Annotated in this window: 24 protein-coding genes; 12 read left to right on the top strand and 12 right to left on the bottom strand. The window is 59.6% G+C overall.

From position 1 onward, the window contains the following. Positions 1–15: 15 nt before the first annotated feature. Both stpA and CB0205_RS0110405 read left to right on the top strand, forming a co-directional pair. On the top strand, positions 16–1,221 hold the full coding sequence (gene stpA / locus CB0205_RS0110400) for a glucosylglycerol 3-phosphatase (protein ID WP_010317103.1): 1,206 nt from the start codon (positions 16–18) through the stop codon (positions 1,219–1,221). Positions 1,222–1,283: 62 nt separating this feature from the next. After that, positions 1,284–3,032, top strand: coding sequence for an alpha-amylase family glycosyl hydrolase (locus tag CB0205_RS0110405; RefSeq protein ID WP_050778479.1), 1,749 nt, complete (start codon positions 1,284–1,286; stop codon positions 3,030–3,032). Here the strand turns inward: CB0205_RS0110405 and CB0205_RS0110410 are convergent. Continuing rightward, the gene (locus CB0205_RS0110410; RefSeq protein ID WP_010317106.1) at positions 2,942–4,504 is read right to left on the bottom strand and encodes an FAD-dependent oxidoreductase; all 1,563 of its coding nucleotides are present in this window, start codon (positions 4,502–4,504) and stop codon (positions 2,942–2,944) included. The genes CB0205_RS0110405 and CB0205_RS0110410 overlap by 91 nt on opposite strands. Then, the gene (locus CB0205_RS0110415; protein WP_010317107.1) at positions 4,485–5,999 is read right to left on the bottom strand and encodes a glycerol kinase GlpK; all 1,515 of its coding nucleotides are present in this window, start codon (positions 5,997–5,999) and stop codon (positions 4,485–4,487) included. Before CB0205_RS0110415 ends, CB0205_RS0110410 begins: the two co-directional genes overlap by 20 nt. A 100-nt stretch (positions 6,000–6,099) precedes the next feature. Here CB0205_RS0110415 and CB0205_RS0110420 point away from each other — a divergent pair, with 100 nt between their 5' ends. The 3 genes from CB0205_RS0110420 to CB0205_RS14690 all read left to right on the top strand — a co-directional run bounded on the left by CB0205_RS0110420 (position 6,100) and on the right by CB0205_RS14690 (position 8,026). Beyond that, positions 6,100–7,140 carry a mechanosensitive ion channel family protein gene (locus CB0205_RS0110420; RefSeq protein WP_029626312.1) on the top strand — a complete coding sequence of 347 codons (1,041 nt, stop codon included), beginning with the start codon at positions 6,100–6,102 and terminating at the stop codon, positions 7,138–7,140. Positions 7,141–7,203: 63 nt separating this feature from the next. Beyond that, positions 7,204–7,440, top strand: coding sequence for a 50S ribosomal protein L28 (rpmB, locus tag CB0205_RS0110425; protein ID WP_010317109.1), 237 nt, complete (start codon positions 7,204–7,206; stop codon positions 7,438–7,440). A gap of 232 nt (positions 7,441–7,672) precedes the next feature. Next, complete coding sequence (locus CB0205_RS14690; protein WP_010317110.1) at positions 7,673–8,026, top strand: redoxin domain-containing protein; 354 nt, start codon at positions 7,673–7,675, stop codon at positions 8,024–8,026. Here the strand turns inward: CB0205_RS14690 and CB0205_RS16375 are convergent. Continuing rightward, positions 8,015–8,191, bottom strand: coding sequence for a hypothetical protein (locus CB0205_RS16375; protein ID WP_010317111.1), 177 nt, complete (start codon positions 8,189–8,191; stop codon positions 8,015–8,017). The genes CB0205_RS14690 and CB0205_RS16375 overlap by 12 nt on opposite strands. A 188-nt stretch (positions 8,192–8,379) precedes the next feature. On the opposite strand from CB0205_RS16375, the gene CB0205_RS0110440 reads away from it, so the two are divergent. Genes CB0205_RS0110440 through CB0205_RS0110450 form a run of 3 tightly spaced genes read left to right on the top strand, consistent with a single transcriptional unit; the run spans position 8,380 to position 11,707 of the window. Further along, positions 8,380–9,819 carry a circularly permuted type 2 ATP-grasp protein gene (locus tag CB0205_RS0110440; protein ID WP_010317112.1) on the top strand — a complete coding sequence of 480 codons (1,440 nt, stop codon included), beginning with the start codon at positions 8,380–8,382 and terminating at the stop codon, positions 9,817–9,819. Then, positions 9,813–10,850 carry an alpha-E domain-containing protein gene (locus CB0205_RS0110445; RefSeq protein WP_010317113.1) on the top strand — a complete coding sequence of 346 codons (1,038 nt, stop codon included), beginning with the start codon at positions 9,813–9,815 and terminating at the stop codon, positions 10,848–10,850. Before CB0205_RS0110440 ends, CB0205_RS0110445 begins: the two co-directional genes overlap by 7 nt. Further along, positions 10,835–11,707, top strand: a complete 873-nt coding sequence (locus tag CB0205_RS0110450; protein ID WP_010317115.1) for a transglutaminase family protein — start codon at positions 10,835–10,837, stop codon at positions 11,705–11,707. The genes CB0205_RS0110445 and CB0205_RS0110450 overlap by 16 nt, the downstream gene beginning before the upstream one ends. Before the next feature lie 4 nt (positions 11,708–11,711). Here the strand turns inward: CB0205_RS0110450 and CB0205_RS0110455 are convergent, their stop codons facing one another. From CB0205_RS0110455 to CB0205_RS14695, 5 genes are all read right to left on the bottom strand, one after another. Next, positions 11,712–12,188 (bottom strand): hypothetical protein, encoded by a 477-nt coding sequence (locus tag CB0205_RS0110455; protein WP_010317117.1) that lies wholly within the window; start codon positions 12,186–12,188, stop codon positions 11,712–11,714. 119 nt (positions 12,189–12,307) lie between these two features. Then, entirely contained in the window at positions 12,308–13,510 is a 1,203-nt protein-coding gene (locus CB0205_RS0110460; protein ID WP_010317119.1) for a glycosyltransferase family 2 protein, read from the bottom strand. After that, positions 13,501–14,547, bottom strand: coding sequence for a polysaccharide pyruvyl transferase CsaB (csaB, locus tag CB0205_RS0110465; RefSeq protein WP_010317122.1), 1,047 nt, complete (start codon positions 14,545–14,547; stop codon positions 13,501–13,503). The genes CB0205_RS0110460 and csaB overlap by 10 nt, the downstream gene beginning before the upstream one ends. A 43-nt stretch (positions 14,548–14,590) precedes the next feature. Next, positions 14,591–14,737, bottom strand: coding sequence for a hypothetical protein (locus CB0205_RS0110470; protein ID WP_010317123.1), 147 nt, complete (start codon positions 14,735–14,737; stop codon positions 14,591–14,593). Between the two features lie 127 nt (positions 14,738–14,864). Further along, positions 14,865–15,116: a hypothetical protein gene (locus CB0205_RS14695; RefSeq protein WP_050778480.1), complete on the bottom strand. Its 252-nt coding sequence runs from the start codon at positions 15,114–15,116 to the stop codon at positions 14,865–14,867. 288 nt (positions 15,117–15,404) lie between these two features. Between CB0205_RS14695 and CB0205_RS0110480 the strand changes: the two genes are divergently transcribed. The 4 genes from CB0205_RS0110480 to CB0205_RS0110490 all read left to right on the top strand — a co-directional run bounded on the left by CB0205_RS0110480 (position 15,405) and on the right by CB0205_RS0110490 (position 19,661). Next, complete coding sequence (locus CB0205_RS0110480) at positions 15,405–16,343, top strand: hypothetical protein (RefSeq protein WP_010317127.1); 939 nt, start codon at positions 15,405–15,407, stop codon at positions 16,341–16,343. Next, a complete protein-coding gene (locus CB0205_RS0110485; RefSeq protein WP_010317128.1) occupies positions 16,340–16,801 on the top strand; it encodes a hypothetical protein in 462 nt (153 codons plus the stop codon). The genes CB0205_RS0110480 and CB0205_RS0110485 overlap by 4 nt, the downstream gene beginning before the upstream one ends. Positions 16,802–17,560: 759 nt before the next feature. Then, entirely contained in the window at positions 17,561–18,439 is an 879-nt protein-coding gene (locus CB0205_RS16085; RefSeq protein WP_071777989.1) for a bifunctional DNA primase/polymerase, read from the top strand. Beyond that, the gene (locus CB0205_RS0110490) at positions 18,381–19,661 is read left to right on the top strand and encodes an AAA family ATPase (RefSeq protein ID WP_083797933.1); all 1,281 of its coding nucleotides are present in this window, start codon (positions 18,381–18,383) and stop codon (positions 19,659–19,661) included. Before CB0205_RS16085 ends, CB0205_RS0110490 begins: the two co-directional genes overlap by 59 nt. Positions 19,662–20,018: 357 nt before the next feature. Here CB0205_RS0110490 and CB0205_RS0110495 read toward each other — a convergent pair whose 3' ends face one another. The 4 genes from CB0205_RS0110495 to CB0205_RS0110515 form a co-directional block, all read right to left on the bottom strand. After that, positions 20,019–20,474 (bottom strand): hypothetical protein, encoded by a 456-nt coding sequence (locus CB0205_RS0110495; protein WP_010317134.1) that lies wholly within the window; start codon positions 20,472–20,474, stop codon positions 20,019–20,021. Between the two features lie 124 nt (positions 20,475–20,598). Beyond that, positions 20,599–20,871, bottom strand: coding sequence for a DUF3303 domain-containing protein (locus CB0205_RS0110500; protein ID WP_029626315.1), 273 nt, complete (start codon positions 20,869–20,871; stop codon positions 20,599–20,601). Between the two features lie 89 nt (positions 20,872–20,960). Continuing rightward, complete coding sequence (locus tag CB0205_RS0110505; RefSeq protein ID WP_010317138.1) at positions 20,961–21,293, bottom strand: hypothetical protein; 333 nt, start codon at positions 21,291–21,293, stop codon at positions 20,961–20,963. Between the two features lie 166 nt (positions 21,294–21,459). Then, positions 21,460–21,729 (bottom strand): hypothetical protein, encoded by a 270-nt coding sequence (locus CB0205_RS0110515; protein ID WP_010317141.1) that lies wholly within the window; start codon positions 21,727–21,729, stop codon positions 21,460–21,462. Between the last annotated feature and the right edge of the window lie 652 nt (positions 21,730–22,381).

A 22,381-nucleotide genomic window follows, 5' to 3' on the forward strand; every position in this document is an offset into this window, starting at 1 on the left:
TTCGACGAGGAACCGATGGCGCGTCTCTCCCTGAACGAACTGAAGCAGCAGATCAGCGCCGACCCGAACGTCCTGATCGTTCAGGATCTCGACGGTGTCTGTATGCCGCTGGTGCGCGATCCGTTAACCCGGGTCCTACCGGTGGCGTACATCCAGGCAGTCGCCAAGCTGGGGCATCGATTTCGCGTCCTCACCAACGGCGAGCACAGCAGCACCCGCGGCGTGAATCGACTCGTTGAAAGCGCCCTGGCGCCAGGACGAGATCCGGCCGCTGAGGGTTTGTATCTCCCAGGCTTGGCGGCGGGCGGGGTGCAGTCCCAAACCCGCCATGGCTTGATCAGCCATCCGGGAGTCACGCAAGCGGAACTCCAGTTTCTGAAGGCCGTCCCCACGCTGCTCAGCCGAGGGGTGGGGGAGATCATTCGCCAGATCACTCCAGATGCCAAAGCTGAAGAACAGGAGCGTCTTGCCCAGGCCGCCGTGCTGGATAACGAACTCTCGCCAACACTGAACCTCAATGTGCTTTTTGCTGGCCTGTGCCCGGAGGTCGAAGAACAACGTCAGCTGCAACGGCTCAGCCTCGGATTGCTCCAGAACATCGAGAAGCAAGCGCAGGAGCAGGGGCTGGCCGATTCGTTTTTCGTTCACCTGGCACCAAACCTGGGCCAGCACAAGGGACAAGAACAACTGAAGTGGGCCAGCCCTGAGCACCGCGGGACCAGCGACTTCCAATTCATGCTCCGCGGCGCTGTCAAGGAGGCGGGCCTCTTGGTGCTCCTCAACCAGCACATCGAACGGAGCACGGGCAAAGCTCCCCTCGGCGCGGACTTCAACGTGCGCTCCGCCCCCAGAACAGCGGAGGGGCTGCTGGCGTTGGCAGAGGACTGCATCGCCCCAGAAACCATGCCCACGTTGATCGGCATTGCCGACACGATCACGTCTGAATGGGTCGTGGAGGGCGACCAAGCCGGTTGGCGCCGTGGGGGCAGCGACCGTGGCTTTTTGACGTTGTTGCAGCAGATCGGACAGACCTTTGAAACCCCCAATCGAGTGGTCTTGATCGACAGCAGTGGAGGGGAACTGGATCGCCCCAGCCTCCAAGATCCAGAACTCAAAGGTCTGAGTGATCCGGAGGATCCCTTGCGGCTGGATGTGCTTGTTCCGGCGGGGCCAGAGGCCTATGTGGAGTGGTTTGGTGATTTGGCAGACAACGTCTTTTAAAACGTTGGGCTGACAGCGGCAGCAGAACGGCCTATCCAAGGAGGTAGTCGCCGTTTGTTCCGATGCCAGAGGGGGCCAGCAGGACACAAACCTGGCCTCCAGCTCCGGGACAGCATCCCTGGTGGGATGGAGCGGTGATCTATCAGCTGATCCCCCGTTGCTACAGCGATTCCGATGGGGATGGCATCGGTGATTTCGGGGGCCTAACCAAGCGTCTGGGCTATCTGCGTTGGCTCGGGGTGGATGCGATCTGGATGACCCCGATCTATCCCTCGCCGCTCAGGGACGGTGGCTACGACATCACAGACTTCACCGACATCCACCCGGAGCTCGGGGATCTCGATGCCTTTCACCGCCTGATCGAAGCGGCCCATGCCCATGGGATCCGGGTGGTGATCGACCTGGTGTTGAACCACACCAGTCAGTTGCATCCCTGGTTTCAACGGGCCCGCTTTGCGGAGCGGGGCAGTCCAGACCGTGACTTTTATGTCTGGAGGGATGACCCGGACGGCTATAGCGATGCCCCAGTCCTCTTTCGACACTTCGAGGACTCCAATTGGTCCTGGGATCCGATAGCGCAGCAGTACTACCTGCATCGCTTTCTGCATCACCAACCTGATCTCAACTACGACAACCCAGCCGTCCAGGAGGCGGTACTCCAGGTCGTTGATTTCTGGTTGGCACGCGGCATTGATGGATTTCGCCTCGACGCCATTCCGTTTTTGTTTGAGCGCGAGGGGACCCGATGTGAAGGACTACCGGAAACCCATGCCTTCTTGAAGACCCTGCGTCAGCGCGTCGATGCCTTTTGCGAGGCCAACCCCGGTCGAGACGTTCTGCTCCTGGCAGAAGCGATTCAGCCGGTCCAAGAAGCCATGCCCTACCTGGAGGATGGAGAGCTGCACGCGGCCTTCAACTTTGCTTTGACGGCCCATCTCTTCGCCTCGGTCGCCCATGGGGAGACCAAGGCCCTGAATCGCTTCCTTCAGGAGATCAGCAGCCTGGACTGCGGCCGCAGTTGGGCTCTACCGCTGCGAAATCACGATGAGCTCTGGCTGGGCGATGGCCACCTGGTGCCCGACGAGGTCATTCACTGGGTGCGTCATGGTCTGCCTGCTGCCCATGGCCATTGGCTGAACTGGGGAATCAATCGACGACTGGCACCGCTCTTAAACGGAGATCCCAGACCCAACATGGCCCTTCATGCCCTGCTTTACAGCTTGCCGGGCATGCCCTGCGTCTATTACGGCGATGAACTCGGGATGGGGGATTGGCCGGGACTGAGGGACCGTGACCCCAACCGAACGCCCATGGCCTGGAGCCCGGATCGCAATGGCGGTTTTTCCAGTGCTCCAGATCCCCTGCTGGTGCTGCCGCCCATCACCGCACCTGGATACGACTACCGCGTGATCAATGTTGAAGTTCAAAAGTCTCTAAAGGGGTCACTTTTGAACTGGCATCGGCACATGCTGGTCAGCCGAAAACTGCTGCCTGCCCTGAAACACGGCGACTTTGAACCCCTGCCGAGCCATCACCCGAGCGTCGTCAGCTTCATTCGCCGCTGCGAAGCCATGACCGTGCTCGTTGCGGTCAATCTCAGTGGTACAGGCGCATCCACCGAAATCGATCTGAGCCGATGGGAAGGAGAGCGGATTCGGGAGCTGCTCTGGGGCTGTGAATTCCCAGAGGCCAGCTCCGAATGGTTTATCTACCTCCAGGCCTATGGCTTTGGCTGGTGGCTGATCGGCGACATGGAACTGGCGAGCAACAGCGACTCGGCCGCTGGAGTCAGCCGCTCCGCTTCCGCCTGATCCAAAAAGCCAATGCGACTGCGCCGCTGCAACAGATCATCTGCCGAGCGGGCCCACTCCAAGCGGATGTTGTAGCGCCACTCCGCCAGGCAAACGGGAACCACGCTGCTGAGCGGTTTCCGCTCAGACGGCTCCATGGCCTCGTTCAGGACCGCCTCTGCTCGAAGGCCATAACTGGAGATGAGGTGGTCAATTTGCCGGGCCTGGAGTTCGCCGTCCGGCAGTATGCCCTTTAAGTGCTGAGCGAGCTGGGCGAGCTGAGCGTCGGTTTGCTCGGGGGACTGAGCGGCTCCAAGCAGGGGCAGGGGCTCAGGGGCCGGGAGGGTTCGATTCAACTGTTGGGCGATGGCCTTGAGGGCATCGACCGCCAACACCCGGCAGGTGGTCCACTTGCCCCCAAGCAAGCTGATCAGCCCACAATCGAGCTGTTCGACTTCGTGCTCGCGAACCACCTTGCTGCTGCCGCGCTCAGAGTCCGGCTGAATCAGAGGGCGACCGCCGGCCCAGCGGCTGGACACCGAGAAGCTGGGTTGCCCTGGGAACCACTGGCGTAGGTGATCCAACAGGAACGCCTCCTCCGCATCGGAGACGGAGGTGGCTTCATCGACTGGACAAGGTGAATCGGTGGTCCCAACCAGTGTTCTGCCTTGGAAGGGGAGCACGAACATCACGCGGCCATCGCTGGTTTTAGGGATCAGCAGGCCGACGCCCTCTGGACACAACGGCTCGCTGAGCACAAGATGCACCCCCCGGCTGACCAGAAGGCGTGGACTGCACTGCGGGTCGGCCAGCAGCCTCAAACTGTCGGCCTGGATGCCTGTGGCATTGACCACACAGCGGGCTGACCAGTGGTTCAGCGCACCATCGGCCTGACGCGCTGTGACACCCGTGAGCTGGCCCTGCTCCTGCTCGAAACCAACGACCGTGCAGTCCCGCTGAACCACGGCTCCGGCCGCCTCAGCCGTGAGCAAGAGCAACAGATTCAGGCGCGCATCATCAAATTGACCATCGCTGTAGAGAACGGCGCCATGGCGTTTTGGGTCCAGGCCTGGCAGGGAGCGTTGCAGTTGCTGGCGGTTGATGCCACGACTGGGTTCGAGGCCGGCCGCTCCCGCGAGCAGGTCATACATCCCCAGCCCCATCCGGTAATAGGCCTGCTCAATGGGCCCCTGGGTCGGTAGGGCAATACGCAGAGGTTGGGCCAAAAAAGGAGCCTGATCAATCCAGTACTGGCGCTCCGCCAGGGCCTCCCGCACCAATTTCAGTTGGGCGGCATCGAGCTGCTTGAAGGCCAGCTCCAGGTAGCGAACGCCGCCATGGAGCAACTTCGTGCTCCGGGAACTGGTGCCCTGGCCTGGATCACCCGCCTCCAGTAACGCCACTCGCAATCCGCGGCGAACGGCCTCGTAGGCCAGGGAGGCTCCACTGCTCCCCCCACCAATGATCAACAGATCAAACGGTTGCATCGCCATGCCACTCCAAACAACGTTCAACCGCCTGGTCCCAGCGGCGTAACCAGCGCTCCCGTTGCGCCTCCGTTTGCTGAGGGCTCACCTGGGTCGAGGAAGCCCTCACCGAGCTGGCAATGGCCTCGAGATCGTCGACCACTCCAACGGCCTCACCGGCCATCAGGGCCACCCCCAAGGCGGTGGACTCCAAATTGGCCGGACGCACCACCTCAACGCCGGCGCTGTCGGCCTGGGCCTGAAGCAAGACAGCGGAGGCCGCCGCCCCGCCATCAACGGCGATGGTGCGCAGGGGAGCGCCAAGGGCCTCGGCCGCACCGCGCAGCAGTCCGGTGACGGCTAAGGCAATCCCCTCGAGGGCAGCCCGGGCGATCTGCGGTGCACCGGTGTCACGGGTCATGCCGATCAACAACCCTCTGGCATTGGGGTCCCAATGGGGAGAGCCCCAGCCGGTGAAGGCCGGCACGAGCATCAGCTCGCCCGCACTGGCCACCTTGGAGGCCAACCCGTCGACCTCGGCGGACTCACTAATGATCCCGAGGCCATCGCGCAGCCACTGGATGACCGTTCCTGCATTGAACAAGCTGCCTTCAATGCAGTAGGTCGTGCTGCCGTCGGCGTTGCTCCAACCCACGGTGCTCAGCAGGCCACCAGCGGCGCGCTGGGGTTGTTGCCCACAATTTACGACCAGAAAGGCACCGGTTCCGTAGGTGCACTTGGCCTGGCCGGGTTGCCTGCAGAACTGGCCATAGCTGGCGGCCTGTTGATCACCGAGCATCGCCATGATCGGCACACCGGCAAAGGGAAGGCCCTCAGCGATCACCCCAAACGAGCTGCGGGTGGGTCGTAAGTCGGGCAACGCCTTCAGGCTCAGACCAACGCGTTCAACCGCCTCCGGCAGCCAACAGAGCTGCTCCAGGTCCAGCAGCAGCGTGCGACTGGCATTGCTGATGTCTGTGGCGTGATGCGCTCCGCGGGTCAGCTGCCAGAGCAACCAGCTATCGACAGTGCCAAAACAGAGGTCATCGCCAGCCAGGGCCTGCCGGGCCTCGGGATAGGCCTGCAGCATCCAAGCGATCTTGCTGGCGCTGAAATAAGGATCCAGAACAAGTCCCGTCTGGCGCTGCCACTGATCCGCCGCCGCCTGGCGCTTCCAATCCCCGCAGATCGATGCGGTCCGACGGTCCTGCCAGACCAGGGACGGGCCGAAGGGTTGGCCGGTGCTGCGTCGCCAGAGGGTGGTGGTTTCGCGCTGATTGGTGATGCCGCAGGCCCTGACTGCTGCCCGTTGCCCTGGACTGAGGCGCTGCTCCAGTAAGGCCATCGCCTCCAGCTGGCTCTGCCAGATCGCGGAGGCGTCCTGCTCGACCCAACCATCATCCGGGTAGTGGATGGCAAGCGGCACCTGGGCCGAGGCCACCGACTCGCCGTTGGAGGACACCAGAACGGCGCGAGAACTGCTGGTGCCCTGGTCGAGAGCTAACAGATAGGACTCAGACACAGGCAAAAGGGTTTCCCCACTCTTACGGGCTTCAAGCGGATCTGTCAGGGGCTTGACGCAGCACGAGACAGTGGAAACAGCTCAAAAGTCGCGTCTGCCGATGACCTCGCTCTGGAGTACTGCGCCTGCAGTGGCGGCCCTACTCGGCGGTGGGTTGCTGTCCCTTCTGGCAGCAAGGATCTTTGGGATCTTCTTCGGTCGTCTGACACGGCGAACGCGAAGCGAAACCGATGACTTCATCGTTCAGGTCATCACGGACACGATCCCAATCCTTGGTTGGGTCATCAGCGCCAGTTGGGCCTGGTGGCTGCTGCCGACCTCTCCCGAGGCGGATCGGGTGGTCTTCACCATCTCGAAACTCATCCTGGTGGTGTTCCTGGTGCGGCTGGTCAACCGCATCAGCCTGCGGTTGCTGCAACGCTCCGCGGCCCACAGCGGAGATCCAGCGGTCGGCAACATGCTCCGCGCCCTCGCGCCGATGTTGCGGGCGTTGGTCTGGTGCGTCGGCGCGGTCCTCTATCTGCAGAACATCGGTGTCCAGATGGCTGCGATCTGGGCTCTGCTGAGCGCCGGTGGCATCGGGGCAGGCTTGGCCTTAAAGCAGCCGGTCTCTGAATTCTTCGAGTACATCACCATCCTTCTCGACAAGCCCTTCCAACCCGGTCAATTCATCCAAGTCGGAGAGGTCTGGGGAACGGTGGAGCGGGTGGGGGTGCGTTCGACCCGTCTGCGCAGCATCAACGGCGAAGCGATCGTCATGAGCAACAGCGCCCTGACCAGCTCGGTGGTGGCGAACTATGGGGAGATGCAAGAGCGGCGGCTGATCTATCGGCTGGGGGTGACCTACGACACCAGCCACGCCGTACTGGAACGGATCCCTGGCCTGTTGAAAGCGATCGTGGAGCAGGGGGGCGATGCCCGCTTTGACCGCGCCCATTTCGTGGCCTTCAACAGCAGCAGCCTTGATTTTGAGTTGGTCTATTTCGTTCCTTCGAACGACTACGTCCAGGCGATGGAAGCCCAGCAACGGATCAACCTGGCGATCGTCCAACGCTTCGCCCACGAGGGCATTGAGTTCGCCTTCCCGACGCAAACCTTGCACCTGCACAACTGCACTGAGGCCTTGGGTTCTGGGGTGTGACCCGACTTGCTATGGTGGGCGCTTGGGCAATTTGCCCAAAGTTGTGTTTTTAGAAGATCGGTCATGTCCCGGGTCTGCCAACTCACCGGCAAGCGCGCCAACAACGGCATGGCCGTCTCCCACTCGCACATCCGCACGAAGAAGCTCCAGCAGGTGAACCTGCAAGAGCGCCGTCTGTGGTGGGCTGAAGGCAACCGTTACGTGAAACTGCGGGTCTCCACCCGTGCCCTGAAGACCATTCAAAAGAAGGGCCTGGGCGCCTACGCCAAGCAGCTGGGCATCAACCTGGCCAAGATCTGAGCTTCAATCCTGAGAGTTCTCCCAGGATCAAGTTGAACCGCCGCAACCTGCTTGTTTCATTTGGTGCTGCGGCCTTAGGCCTGCTGGGACTCCCCCGGCAGGCCTTTTCGATGGGAGGGACCCTGCCCGATCTCGATCAACCGGCCCCTGGCTTTGGGCTCTCCGGCGTGGTTCCAGGTGAGGGGGGGCCGTCGAAGCCGTACGCAGCCTGAGCGATTTCAAAGGGCGTTGGGTGGTGCTCTACTTCTATCCCCGAGATTTCACGGAGGGGTGCACCTTGGAAGCCAAGGGCTTTCAACGGGATCTGCAGCTGTTCCATGCCCGCAATGCGGAAGTGGTCGGAATCAGTGCAGACGACACGGACTCCCACAAAGAGTTCTGCGGAAGCGAGGCGTTGACCTACCCGCTGCTCTCTGATCCCGGAGGAGAAACCAGCAAGCGCTACGGCAGCTGGATCCCGCCCTTCTCCCAACGTCACACCTTTTTGATTGACCCAGAAGGGGTTCTCAAAGAGCGCTGGTTAGGGGTACGGCCCCTAGGCCACAGCCAGGAGATCCTGAAGCGGCTGGATGAGCTACAGGCCTAAGGCTGCGCGCTGCTCCAGCAGCCTCAGGTGGGCTTGGCCTGCAGGGAGGCTGTCGCAGAACAGGCAGTTATCCTCAAATCGAACTTGATAAAGCTCGCCTTCGCTGGAGCGCAGCTGATAGATCACTCCCCCTTGGGGATCGACCAGCACAGGGACCTGGGCCATGGGTCTGCAGGGGCAACGAGCAGAGGCTGGCTCGGCGATCGAACCCTTGCCATAGGTGCATCAACTCATCATCTGTAGCGACCACTACAGGTGATGCGGGTGGCCACGAACCGGGGTGGACTTTGGTAGCTAATGGAACCTGAAGGGGTCTGACTGCTCTGCATGCTTGCCCCAATTCCACTCGAGCAATGTTTACCGAGTACAGGCCTAAGAAGGGATATGACGAATACTTCAGTTCCACCGAAGGCCCTCGCTCCGGCCTCAAGCCCCTGGTGAACTCCCTGGGTGCACTCGGGATCGAGAAACTCAACCGCAATCACGCCGCCGCTGGAGTCCTACTGAAGCGACTCGGGGCCACCTTCAGGCTGAATGATTCGGGCGGACGCGTGGGGGAACGGATCCTTCCATTCGACCCGCTGCCACGCTTGATTCGATCGAAGGAGTGGGAGCGTCTAGAGCGAGGACTGTCCCAGCGCCTAGAGGCGATTGATCAATTTCTGGGTGACATCTACGGCGAGCAACGCATCATCCGAGATGGGGTTATTCCGCGGGAGCACGTGGAAAGTTCCCTGGGTTGGAGGCGCGAGCTTCAAGGGTTCAAGCCCCCCTTGGGCAAATGGTGTCAAATCTCCGGGCTTGATCTGATCCGTGATGGAGAAGGAACCTGGCGCGTCCTGGAGGACAACCTGAGATGTCCTTCTGGTGTCGCCTATTTCCTGGAGAACAGGAGGGTGATGAAACGGATGTTCCCGAGCCTGTTTAGTGGCCGGGTCGTCCAGCCGATTGATCGCTACCCCTCCCAGCTGCTGCAGACCCTGAGGGAGCTGGCGCCCTGGACCGACTCCCCCCGGGTCGTCCTCCTGACCCCCGGGGTGTTCAACAGCGCCTATTTCGAACACAGCTATCTGGCTCAACAGATGGGCATTCCCCTCGTCGAGGGCAGGGACTTGGCCTGTGAAGACGGACGGGTTTGGATGCGCACGACCCGTGGATTGGAGACCGTCGATGTGATCTACCGGCGCATTGATGATGACTTCCTCGATCCCGCCGTCTTCCGCAGCGATTCAATGCTGGGGGTCCGCGGACTGATGGAGGTCTATGCCCAGGGACGGGTGGCGATTGCCAACGCTCCTGGAACTGGAATTGCCGACGACAAGCTGATCTACGCCTATGTGCCGGAGATGGTGCGCTACTACCTAGGCGAGGAAGCCATCATCCCAAACGTCCCCACCTACCTCTGCTCTAAAGCTGAAGATCGTTCCTATGTACTAAGCCATCTACGGGAGCTGGTGGTGAAAGCCGTCTCGGAAGCTGGAGGCTATGGGATGTTGATCGGACCCCATGCCAGTGACGAGGAGATCCAAGACTTCGCCACGAAGATCGAGGCCAATCCGCGCAACTTCATTGCCCAACCCACCCTGGAGCTCTCCACCGTCCCCTCCCTCAGTGACGGCGAGCTCTACCCCTGCCATGTGGATCTGCGGCCCTACATCCTGCGGGGCAAAACCACCTGGGTCACACCAGGCGGGTTAACCCGCGTGGCCCTCAAGCGGGGATCACTGGTGGTGAATTCCTCCCAGGGCGGCGGCTGCAAGGACACCTGGATCGTGGAGGACGCCCCATGCTGAGCCGCGTCGCGGATTCCCTCTATTGGATCAACCGCTATGTGGAGCGGGCTGAGAACATCTCACGCTTTGTCGAGGTCAGTGCTGCCATGGCGCTGGACTGCCCCCCTGGTAGCGCAGAGCCCTGGCAACCCCTGATCGATGCCAGTGGTCATCGCTCTCTGTTTGATGCGCTCTACCCCGGTGGAGGTGAGCAGCAGGTTCTTGAATTTCTCATCCGCGCTGAGGCCAACCCCAACAGCATCGTCAACTGCATCGCGCTGGCCAGGGAAAACGCCAGGCAGATCCGGGACGTCATCACCAGTGAGATGTGGGAGCAGCTCAATGGTCTCTACTGGACCCTGGTCGAGAACGACGGGTTTTGGGAGGAGCCGACCCCAGAGCAGCTCAGGGAGATCCGGCGTGGCTGCCAATTGTTTTACGGAATTACCGATGCCACCCTCAGTCGGGATCTGTCCTGGCAGTTCAGCCGACTCGGTCGGCTGATTGAGCGGGCGGATAAGACCACTCGCATCCTTGATGTGAAGTACTTCCTTTTGCTCCCGAGCCCTGATGACGTCGGCGGGGTACTCGACGAGTTGCAGTGGATGTCTCTACTGCGGAGTGCTGGCGCTTATCAGATGTTCAGGCAATCCAACGTTGGGGTGATTTCACCGGAAGCGGTGGCGTCCTTCCTGCTGCTCAATCCCCTCTTCCCGAGGTCGGTGCGCTACTGCCTCGAGCGGATCCATGAGACGCTTCAGGTGATCGGGCGCGATGCCGCCGCCGGGACGCCCGACGACCTCGAGTGCATGGTGGGTCTGACGCAGGCCCGCTGGAGTTTCAGCAAAATTGAAACGCTGATCGCAGGTGGCCTCCATGAGGCGATTGATGGTCTTCAGCAGGACCTCAACCAGCTGCACAATCTGATTCACGCTCGCTACTTCGTGCTTCCGGGCGGACTGAGCCCCGTAGACACAACAGTGATCCCCGTGAGCTCCGCCTCCCTGTCCACCACCGCTTCCGGTCAAGACCTGGCATGCGCGCCCGCTTAATTCATCGCTTCGACTACCGCTACAGCCAGCCCGTGCTGCTGGGACCCCATCGTTTTTGCCTGCGGCCCAGGCCCCATGGGTTTCAGCGTCTGATCGATTTCAAACTGAGCATTGAGCCTGAGCCGAGCCAGCTCTATGAGCTGATGGCAGCAGGTGGCGACACCATCACCCGGGCACGGTTTCTCCAGGAAACTGATCGTTTTCAGGTGGTGGCCACGAGCGAGGTTGAGACGTTCACACCACCCCTGATCGAAGCCTGCCTGAACGAAACGATGTTGAACCTGCCGCTCGCCATCGGCAGGCTGAACCCCGATCTCATGAGCAACCTCCAAGGCTGGTTGCCCAACGGTCAACATGATGCCGCCGCTGTCGATCTGGCCCAAGAAGCCCTCACAGGCAGTGATGGCAGCTGCCTGAGCTTTTTGCAGCAGCTGATCGAGATCATTCAGGACCGCGTCAAATACACCGAGCGCCATCAAGGCCCCGCTTGGCCTGCGGGCCGGACACTGAAGGAGCGGATCGGCTCCTGCCGTGATCTCGCCATGCTGATGATCGAGTGCTGCCGCAGCGTTGGACTTCCAGCCCGGTTTGTCAGTGGCTATCACCTTGTGGAGCCCAAACCTGAGCGCTACGACCTCCACGCCTGGACGGAGGTCTACCTGCAGGGAGCAGGCTGGCGAGGGTTCGATGCCAGTGGCAAGGGGGCGGTGGATGATCGCTACATCCCCGTGGTGACCTCTTCGAAATCAGATCTCACGGCGGCGGTCAGCGGCACGTTTTCAGGGCCGACGGGGGTTCAAAGCACGCTGAATTGGGAGATCCAGGCCGAAATCCTCTGCTCGGCCCAGTCCCGTTGAACGCCTACCAGCTGACGCCATGCAACTTGGGCAACGGCGCTGAGCGAAAGGTGGTCGCAAACAGACGAGGAATGAGTCGACTGTTGTAGACGCGAAACTCGCGGGCAACGCTGGTTCCAGGATCACGGATTGCCTGATTCAGCACGACCGATCCCTCCTCATCCGAGATCGAACGGTGGAAGGTTCCGGGCGGAATCCGGAGAATGTCACCACCGGTTTCAAGACGAACAATGTGATACGGATAATTCCAGCCGAAGTTCACCAAATAGAACAGGCGACCCCCGGTCAGAGCGAGCAGATTGTCCTCTTGATGGGGGTGGAGATAAAACTGCCAGGCGCCCGTGTTGGGCTCATCCGGTGGACTAACGGCCGGTCCGCTATGGATGACCAGATCCCGCGCGTTGGAGTTGTCGACGGTGATATCGAAGAAACGAACCGCAGGGGTATCGCGGAACTTCTCGTAAGGGATCAGCTCAAACATCTGAGCTTGGGTCGCTGTTCCTGACGACATGCTGCGTCCGTGGGATAGCCCAATGAACCGCACTCCCTGGTCTCCAGGGCGTGTACAGCACTACGCAATTCAGGATTAGCGCCTAAGCGTCAGCCCTCGAGCTGGCGCCCACGCCAGGTCCAACCACGTCCGGTGGTCGTCTTCCAAATACTGGCGGGCACGATGGCCGCAATCAGCAACGCCCCAAGCCAACTCAACCACCAGAATTTGATCGGTGTGCCAAAGCGCCAGGCACTCCACAGACGGATCGCCAAGACCAGGGCGATGGAGCAGCCCACAGCCCAAATCGCCATTTGCTCAATCGGACCGCCAAGCCATCCCTGCAGCAACAGAGCAACGGCGCTGAACCAGGGAGCGGCAAACAGCAGCAACACCACAGCGACACTGCCAACGGCTTTGAACCAGTTGCGATCAACCCCCAGAAACCAGTTTTTGGTCCAGCCTTCCCACAGCGCTGCCAAGGAGCGATACATCTGCAGGTCGACAAGATCAACGCCAAGCAGATAGCGCAGACTCAGGCCGGCCTGCTTGACCGCTCGGGCCAGGGCCAGATCTTCGACCACCTCAGCGGCAAAAGCGCGATGGCCTCCAATCGCCCGATAGCTGGAATGGCGAAAGAGCATGAAGGGACCAGCAGCAAACGCCGTTGGATCGTTGGGGTCGTTGCTGCGCCGAATCGGAAAACCCAAGCCCAACAGGGTCGCCACAATCGGCTGCACCAACCATTCCGCAAGACAACTGCACTGCAGCCGGGGAGCCAGGGTCAACAGATCGCTGCTTTGACTGCAGGCCTCTTGAAGGGCAGCCTCAATCACCCCGGGCTGCAGGCGCACATCGGCATCGAGAAACAGCAACCATTGCCGCGATGCCGTTCCATCGGGCCAGGGCAGCTCCGAACCGATGGTTGCTGGCCAATTCTTGCCGGACCAGCGCTCACCACTGGGGCGCGCTCCGGCCTGCACAATCCGCCAGTGGAGATCAGAACGGCTGCAGCTCGTGCGGCAGACCTCAGCTAAGGCCTGCGTGTCATCGCTCGAGGCGTCATCAATCACGACGAGTTCGATCGGCCAGTCCGGCGGGCAGGCCGCAACGATCGCCCCAAGGCATCCCTCGATGTTGTCGTGCTCGTTGTAGGCGGGCACGAGAATCCGCAGCCACCCGCAGTCTTCGGGGCACTGCTGCGAATCCGTCTTGGTCAGCCTTGGGGCACGGCCCAGTTGCAGCTCCAAAACCAGCAGGAGTACAAGCAAGCAGAGACAGCTTGTAGCCGCCAGATCCAGGATCAGCGACATAGGGCGGCACGCAGGATGCGTCGATGCAGCTCCACCGTCGAGCGGATCGATGCGATCACCCTGCTCGCCGGAGGACAATCCAAGCTGCTGCGCCAGAGCGTCAAGCACTCCTCAGCAGTCCGGCCGCGCTGGCGCAAGTCCAAGGCCTCAGACTGGAGTTGATCAGCGCAGGCCTGGACCTTGGGGTCGTAACTCAGGGCGCTGACCGGAGCCCCGGAGAGGGCCGCCAGAATCAAGGCATGCAGGCGCATCGCCAGAACCAGACCAGAGGAGCGAAACACGGCCATCGCCTCCCTGGGATGGCTCGCGCTGAGTTGGCGACTGCGCCCCGATAAGCGCTCGGGCATCAACCCCTCCCGGCGGAATTGCTCCAACAGATCAGCGTCCTGGTTGCGATGGAAAGGAAGCCACAACACCTCACGGTCTGCCTCTGCGGATAACCGGTCCAGGGCCTGGAGATAAGGACTCCAATCACTGCCCTGGAGCAAGGGCGTTGGCCGCCAGCAGACCACGATTGGTCCACCACGGCCGAGCCACTGCTGCTGCGGCAACATCCAAACCGCATCCGCAGCGTGCTCGCCGTCGCACCCCAGACGGCGAGCCAAGGTCGCCGATTCAGGATCACGCCAACTCACGGCAGTCGTCATCTGGAGCAGCAGACGCACCAGGGCCCGCGTTCGCTTGCGTTGAAGTGGACCGAGTCCCTGGGCCCAGAGCACCACCGCCTTGCCCTGGAATCGAGCGGCGGTCATCAAGCTGGCGTAGTAGATCAGGCTTTTAAAACTGGTGCTGTCCTGCAGCAGGCTTCCACCGCCCAAGACCAGGGCATCGCAGGCTCTCAAACAGGAAAGAACGGCCTTGAGGTCACGGCGCTGCACCGTCTCAACGCCGTGCAACTGCCGCACCTGGTCCTGGTCAAACGCGGTGACGACAGGCGTCCAAGCTTCAGGCAGCTCCCCAAGGACAGCCTGCAACAAGGCGTCATCGCCAAGGTTGTGTTCGCCGTAGTAGCCGCAGAGCAGAACGGACTGAGGCACACCACTGCATAGCGCGATCACCAGCTTCGCATCGCCTGAAGGACTAGGCGGCTGCGATCAGGCGCTGCCTCAGCAGCGGTAATTCTTGGTCAATCCGTTCACGGGCGTGATCCAGGGAGGTGCAGGTCCCGAGGGACAGACCGCTTCGGTGCTGAATCGCGTAGCAACGGGTGTGACCGGCTTGATCCATCAGAGCAATCCGGCAGCCCCGATGGATCCAGGCTGGTGACGGCTGCGACTCCACCTTCAAGCCCCGCTTGTCTAAGCCAATAGAACGTTTCCGCGGGTAGGGATCAAGCGATCCCCTGGAAGAAAGTTCAAAGATTGGGCAGGAGTGCAGCGAGTTTGGTGCGGAAGTCCCCCTTGGGCATCCCGCCTTTGAGTTCACCGTGGATCATGAACTCACCGTCGGGGTCTTCCACCACGAGGTAGGTCGGCCAGCCCATTCCTTCCTTGTTGGGATACTGCGCAAGCAGGACCTTTCTGTATCTGCGATAGGTCTCGGTGTCCTGCTGTAGAGGGTTTAGTTTCCGAGAACACGCTTCACGACTTGGACTGCGCTGCAACAGTTATTGCTGGATAACTTCCCATAACGCTCCCTATGGTCCAAACTAGGCACAGAAGTAGGCACAGGCTTGGCACAGGCAGGGACCAAGAACCAGCGCGCGTTCAAGAAGCTGCTCGATGAGGCGAATGAACGCCTTGCCGATGGGAAGCGGAAGGTACGAATAAACCTGCCTTCGTTGACCCACCGGACGTTGTTTCTCCGAGCGACGCTTCCGCCAAAACCTGGAGAGCCACCTCGGGGCAACACACAGCAACGGGTCCAGATCCCCTGCGAGGCATCTGCGACAGGATTGATCGAAGCTGAGAGACTTGCAATTCAGCTTCATGCAGACATCACTGCGTGGAAGTTGAGCGGTCAGCAGTTCGACTGGGGTGCCTGGACTGACCTCAAGCCCAGGCAGCGGTCTGATGAACGGGAGAGTCTGTCCTCCGTCATCGAACGGTTTGAAAAGCACTGGCGCAAGGCTCAGGGGAAGGGTGATCCGCAAAAGCCCTGGAACATTGATCGTTACTGGAGGGCGGACTTCAAAACCGCTTTCAACAGGCTTGATCAGAAGAAGCCCTATTCGTTCAACGCTCTCGTCGAAAGCATTGAGGAGACAGAGCCGAAATCCAGAGTGCGACGCAGGCAGGCGCGTGCCTGTCGGCTATTGGCGGAGTTTCAGGGCGAATCAGCAGAAAGCTGTCGAAAGCTCTCAAACCTTGGCAAGGGCTATGGAGTGCGGGAGCTAGATCCCAGAGACATTCCCAGCGACGAGGAACTTCTGAAGGTGATCGACATGGTCCCCGACAGATTTCGTTGGAGCTTCCGTGCTCTTTATCTGTACGGGGTACGTCCCCATGAACTGCACGAAGCCACCTGCGATGGCGAATTGTTCCTGGGTGTGAGCCAGGGGAAAACAGGCGCTAGAGATTGCGTGCCCGTACCAAGTGAACGGCACCTTCTTCAGAAATGGGACATGGGAGGGAGCCATGTTCCTAAGACCATTGGTCAACGATCGGAGAACCCACCAAGAGCAGTCCAGAACGAACTGAACAGGCAACTGAATCTGCTCGGCATTAGCTGGGACGCCTACGTCTTCAGGCATGCATGGGCACACAGATCGATTCGGGAGGGTTTTCCGACTGCCAAGGCTGCCTTGAGTATGGGCAACTCAGAAGCCGTCTTCAAGAGCCACTACGCCCGTTGGATCAAAAAAGAGTCACTGCGTGAGGCATTGGCATCATGAGCAAAGGACTTCAAGGCACGGGTCGCCTTATCCACGAAATTCTGATGAACGATCTCCGTCACCATCCGGAAGGGGTAGAGATCGGGTACATGGCGGAAGGCATTGCCGTGATGTATGCAGCCGGTGCGGAGGTGATAGGGGATTACTGCAGAGAAATCGGAATGGAAGTCCCCAAAGACTGGGGGAAGACTCCATTAGAGAAACTTGCGAGCAAAGTAAGAATCAACAAAAAGGGACAAGAGCATCAAACAATGTCGCCCGAGTTCAAGGCTCTAAAGAAGCTTGCATCAGAGCGAATTCACAGTGTGCTTAATCAGGCAGGCTCCGGCGTCACCGTTGTAGACGACTTTGTCAGGTCCAGCCGCGTCTACCAGAACAAGGACCTGATCATCAGGTGGGAGGATCTAGAGCGACTGAAAGCCAGAAGCAGCTCAAGCGAGAACCCTTGTCCCGATTGACTTCTTGACCAGATCTACGTCAAAAAGAAGGCGCCTCCGCTTGATACTGCAGTTGATCTGCTTGGCGCATGACTGAGGGAGCTGTCCCGCGTCATACAAAGCGATCAGGCGCCTGGGCGAAATACCAATAATCCCAGCACAAATACCTGGCTTTACCCAACCAGAGTGTTGTTCTTGGGAAAAGACTAGACGCTCCAGTCGCTCGATTCTGGTCTCAAGATTCATGATGGCTGGGCAACTAGGGACAACGTAAGCGCTACTGATCGCTATACATCGTCTTTAAGCACCCCCAAAAATGGTTTAAGCACCCCCCAAAGCAGAAATGGTGCAAGTACAGGTTTTTCTACCGATACGTTTTGGAGGTAGTTAGCTACTTCCAGGGAGTCGTTTTGCGACCATGAAAAAAAGCGCCCGATGGGACGCTTTGGGGGATTCGCATAAACCCAGAGTAAACCCAAAGGACCTACAGCGGTCCCGTGCAAGTGCCGAATTGCAGCTTGTACTGGCAGGTTTCAGCAGCAGCGAAGCCGAGGTCCGAGCCGACGCAATTTTGCGTTCACGTCTCAGGAACGTCTTGGACATGGACGCAAACCAGACTTGGACAGAGACGCCTCTATGCGACAGCAAAAGGCTCCGAGCCGTCTCATCAAATCCTCGAAACCGTAGTGGTCTCGTTCGAGTTGAGACAAGCACAGCGGATTTTGTCTGCGGACAAAACAGGTACGCGGAGGGGGACCAGTGAGGAACGACCTCAACCGCATGGACGAGATCTGCTTGGATCACGCCCTGATCCCCTGTCGTGGCAAAGCCCCGATACCGATGAACTGGCAAAAACCAGACATCTGGCTTGGCTTGTCCCCGATTGGATGCCTTCACTACCACCCTCGGGTCACCGCCATCGGACTGCGCACGTCAGAGGCGTTGTTTGCACTCGACTTTGACGGTCACTCAACACATGGGTATGCCCTTGCGTGCGGCATTGATCCGTTCGCACTGACCTGGACGATCTCTCGTACGGGCAACGAATGGCGGCTCAAGCAGCTATGGCGAACAACCCCAGAGCAAAGGGCGCAGTTGCCTTACGGACCCTTTTCCTGGAAGCACGTCACTCAGGCAGCGCTTAAAGACGACAACGGCAAAGTGCTCAAAAAAGGAGAAGCCCTTGAGGTGTTCGCCAGTTCAAGCAGGCAGGTAATCGTGCTGGGACGACACCCAGACGGGGACGACTATTACTGGCGTGAGGGCAAGGGACCAGAGGCACTAGCAGTGGCTCCAGATGCGCTCTGGAACTGGGTTCTGACTATGGCAGCCGCTGCCGGTGAACGGCGTCCTTCTGAGCGGAGGCAGGCAAGCACGACAAGACGGCTGGATCCTTGCCCGATATGCGGGCGCCACAGCCGGAGTGGATCAGCGCTGTGGTGCTCAACCGATGGAGATCTGATCTGGTGCATGCCTGGTGTGACCTTCAACGCCGAGATGCGCCATGGCTCTCTCAGGGTTGGGCACTCAGTAGTCAACGGCTACGCGCTTGTGAAACGAACCCTGATTGAAGGCGGTGACTGCCTGACGTTCAGACCACATGTCGAGCGAATGGGTGCACAGCCATCACTGCGCGCATGGAGATGGATCAATGGCTAGTGCCTATGACGAGCTAATCGATTTGGCAGAGGGGTTGATCCAAGACAAGGTGCCTTGGGTTGATCGAAACGGGCGGGTCAGGGCGGCAGCATTTGCAGCAAACCTGATGCTCCGCGAAGGGGAAATCACTGCGATCCTCGCCACCGCAAGAGCGAACCTCCGTGGCGGTGCTGATGGCGTCGGGCAAGGCGATGTCATTCAAATCGCCCCAGACAAATGGATAGCCGAGAAGCTCTTAGTCAAAGGTCGCCTCAACCTGTGGGTCGCCCTTCAAAAAGTGGGAAAGTCAGCTCTGTTGTGCGATCTCCTCGGACAGCTCATCAAGGGCAGAGGGGAGTTTCTGGAGCGATTCGGGCTATACCCACCACTGAACAAAGTCATCATCGTCGGCACTGACCAGTCGATTGAAGACTGGGCAGAAATCATGCGCCCTACAGGGCTAATGGTCCCAAGTGACGACGGTGGTTTGAGGCTGGCACCTCAAGTCGCGAAGCTATGGACGGCAAGCGACTCGCTTCGTCTTGATGAAGGCGGCATCGAACGCATCGCCAAGGTCTGCGAAGAGCACAGAGGTGCCGTGCTGGTACTCGATTCTTTTCTGTCATTGATCGTTTCGCTGGGACTGGATGAAAACCACGACGCGGCGGCGGAGCCGATTGTCTGGCTGATGGAAGCCATCCAAGGTTTCGACATCACACCCGTTCTGATCCACCACTCAGCCAAGTCACGTGCTCATGAGCGGGCTTCAAATGCTGCGTCAGGACGAGGGCTTGGAAGAATGGCTTCAAATGTCGTCAACTTGCACTGGCTTACCGAGAGCAAGAGCGACGATCGGGTTCAGCTCACCACTCAAGGTCGCAGCTCCAAGCCAGTGGACCTGGTGATCAAACAAGTCGAACGCGCCAAGTTTGAGTTGGTCGGAGAAACCGAAGAGGTGCAAGCGGAGGTCAGCCGGGGCGTGGCAGAGGCAGGGCTGAACGACAAACACAGCGAAGCGCTGGCGCTTGTGAGAGATCACTGGCGCACAACACAGCGACCCGTCGAAACCAGGCATCTGGCTGAGTGGATGACAAAAACCCTCGGGGGCAACGCTCGGCAACGGGCACTGCAGATCCTGGATTCGCTTGCAAAAAAAGGGCTGCTGGTCAAACAACTAAGCGGGGATCCCAAGCGGGGGAGCGTGGCGAGGTATCGACCTGCTGAGGGTGGGGGCTCCGTATGAGCCCTTTCGAGCCTTTCAACGCTTTCCCTAAACAGGCTCTACTACACACACTTTCTTTCAAACCTTTTACGGCTACTGGGTTGAAAGAGTTGAAAGGGTGAAAAGACGCCTTAAGGAGATGGGTCTCTGGAAAGCGACCTGACCTGCTTGTGCCAGTTGCCATCAACGTGGCGAGACGACCTGGACTGGACACGTCCAGTTCTCAATAAGCACAGCGATATGGACATGGATCACCCGCATCACACCGCTCAGGTCAGCGGTGAGACGCCAGATCCAAGTCCCCGCGGAAGGCTGGACTCAGAAGACCGCTACCAACTGGTCGATCACCTGCATAACCGACAGGAAGGCGAGGGCAGCTCAGTCGAACATCAGCTCCCAGCGGTCGCGTGCCTCTTCCAGTCGTTCAGTCGTTGGATGGAAGCGATTCACAATGTCGGACGATTTTCTGGGGCTCCCGTCCTTCATCGGTTTTGCAAGCCAGAACTGGTGCCGCTCGTCGACGCCTGCTGCGACCTCTGAGCTGTGGAAGATGAAAAAGTCAGGCAGCTCTGTTGGACCTTTCAGAGACACGAAGACGTACCAAAGACTGTCGAAGGATTTCCGGGCTTTGTTCCCTGTCATCCAGTACCCGCTGAACTGTGCACTGCTTTTGACTTGGATGTTCACGGTCTTCAACGTCTCGGGATCCGTAGCGATCACGTCGATCAGCGTCTGACCGTCGTCGGTCTTTCCGGCGATGTACCCGCGCTGAGCAAGCTGAGCGAGGACGTAAAACTCGCCGGCGTTGCCAATGCTGTGGTTATTTCTTGCCATGCCCTAAGCCCGGCTCAATAACAGCCCTTCTTCAAAGCTAGGTGCAACAGCTCCCCGACCCACTGCTCGGAGGCGGGGAGTGTTGAGTTAGGGGCGACCGCGTAGGCGGAGCCCCGGCAAAGAACTACGCGTAGACCTTGGCGATCAGCGGACCAGTTTCTTCATCAGACAGAACGGGAGTCACCTCCATATGCAGGCACTCAGCCCACTCAGCCGCATGCTCGTAGCAAGCAGATGCATCGTCCGCCTCAACAAGAAGCCAACCTTCTAACGAACCAGGTGCGTGGAAGCGTTTCCAGGACTTGCACTCGGGGAAAGGAGCACCTGTCGCCAAGAACTTTTTGGCTGCAATTTCGTGATAGCCGGTCTTGAAAGACCAGTGCATCAAAAAGGTCATGGAGAAGTCTCTAACCAGGTCACAGTGACCGCAAGGAAGCGAATCCATGCGTATCAACAGCAACTAGAGCATGTATTTGCCTCCTGCCATCAACTGCTCTTCGGTGAAAGCCCTACGACCTTGTCGAGCTGAGCGACCAGAGCCGCCAGAGCACCGGTGTTGTTGGTCGCCAGTGACTGTTGGCAGCCTTCCAAAAGCAAGTTGATCACCTGTGCGGTCAGGGCACGGCGATCACAATCGCTTTGCTCATAGTCCTGACGCATCTGGTCGTAGGCAGCCTTGACCGCTCGCTGGGCAGTCCGCCGAGAGCAAGGCGCTCCCCCCCACCCGTGCGCCACGCGCGTCACGGTTGCTGATGGCGAATTGCCTTTGCTCAACAGGTCGAGGGCGACCTCGATCCGGTCATCGGCACGGTTGTTCATTGCTCATGCCTCCAAAGCCAAACGAGCAGTTCGCGGTTTGTGTGGATAAGTGCCGTCGCGAAGAGCGGAACCATTTGTCTTGTCATTTCAGGGACCGTGTCAGTCCGCTCTGCTAGCTCCAGGGTTTCGACAAGAGCGTCGGCAATGGTGACAAGGTCGCGGTGGATCACGGTCCGAGCACCTGGTTGAGGGAAGCCAGCTCGGTGTCGAGCTGAGAACGCTCTGCGGCAACCTCACGCTCTGCCCGGGCGAGCTTTTCGTTGAGGTCATCCCGCTTGGTTGTCAGCTCCGCGATGCGGGCTTCGACCTGGTTGTAGACCGCTGGCTTGCTGCAGAGGCGCGGCAGTTCTTCCTGCCAGAACCGCTCTAAAGATGCCGGGGGCAGTCCAGAGGCGCTGGGGTCGCCTATTAGCTGCTTGTCGCGGTCGTTGAGCACCGCATCGAGAGCACGGCTGTAGTCATGCGCCTCAACCCGTAACCAGCCAGCGACAGGGTGGCTTTTGCTGACCCTGACTGCCCAAGCCTCCTACCGGTACCGGGGTTGATGCCTGCACTTGTCGCACGTTCACGATGCATGCGAGCCGCTTGATTTGCTTTCCTGGTTTGCTCAGTGAGTGCCTGCATGCGCTCGATTGCTGCTTGGCGTTCAGCACGCTCTGCAGCCTCACGGGCGAAGGTTCCTGCCTGAACTCCGAGGTAACTGGCGAGAGCCGGATCCTTTGCATTCAGCAGACCCACCAAGGTCATATTCGTGCGAATTGAATCAGCAGTAACGGGCTTGCCGTATTGCCGCCGAGGTGGGATGCCACCGGCTTTGACGATGCGAGCTTCAACCTGAAGGGCATCAGCTTCGATGCGTTCTGCCTCGCTTTGGGCAGCGTCAGTTTGCTGGTCTAGTGAAAGGTTCATTGTCTAGAGATCCGTTGCAGTGCGGTGGTGCTGAGGGTTCAGTATTCCCTCGTAGCGGTCGGGCTCGTCATCAGTTCGTGCCTGTAACTGCTCAAGATGCGCTTCTGCACGAAGTTGGTCGAGAACAGCACTACCCGCCGCAAAGGTTGGGTGGTGTGTAGTCGTCACGATCTAAATCG

The organism is Synechococcus sp. CB0205, from assembly GCF_000179255.1.
Classification (GTDB): Bacteria; Cyanobacteriota; Cyanobacteriia; order PCC-6307; family Cyanobiaceae; genus Vulcanococcus.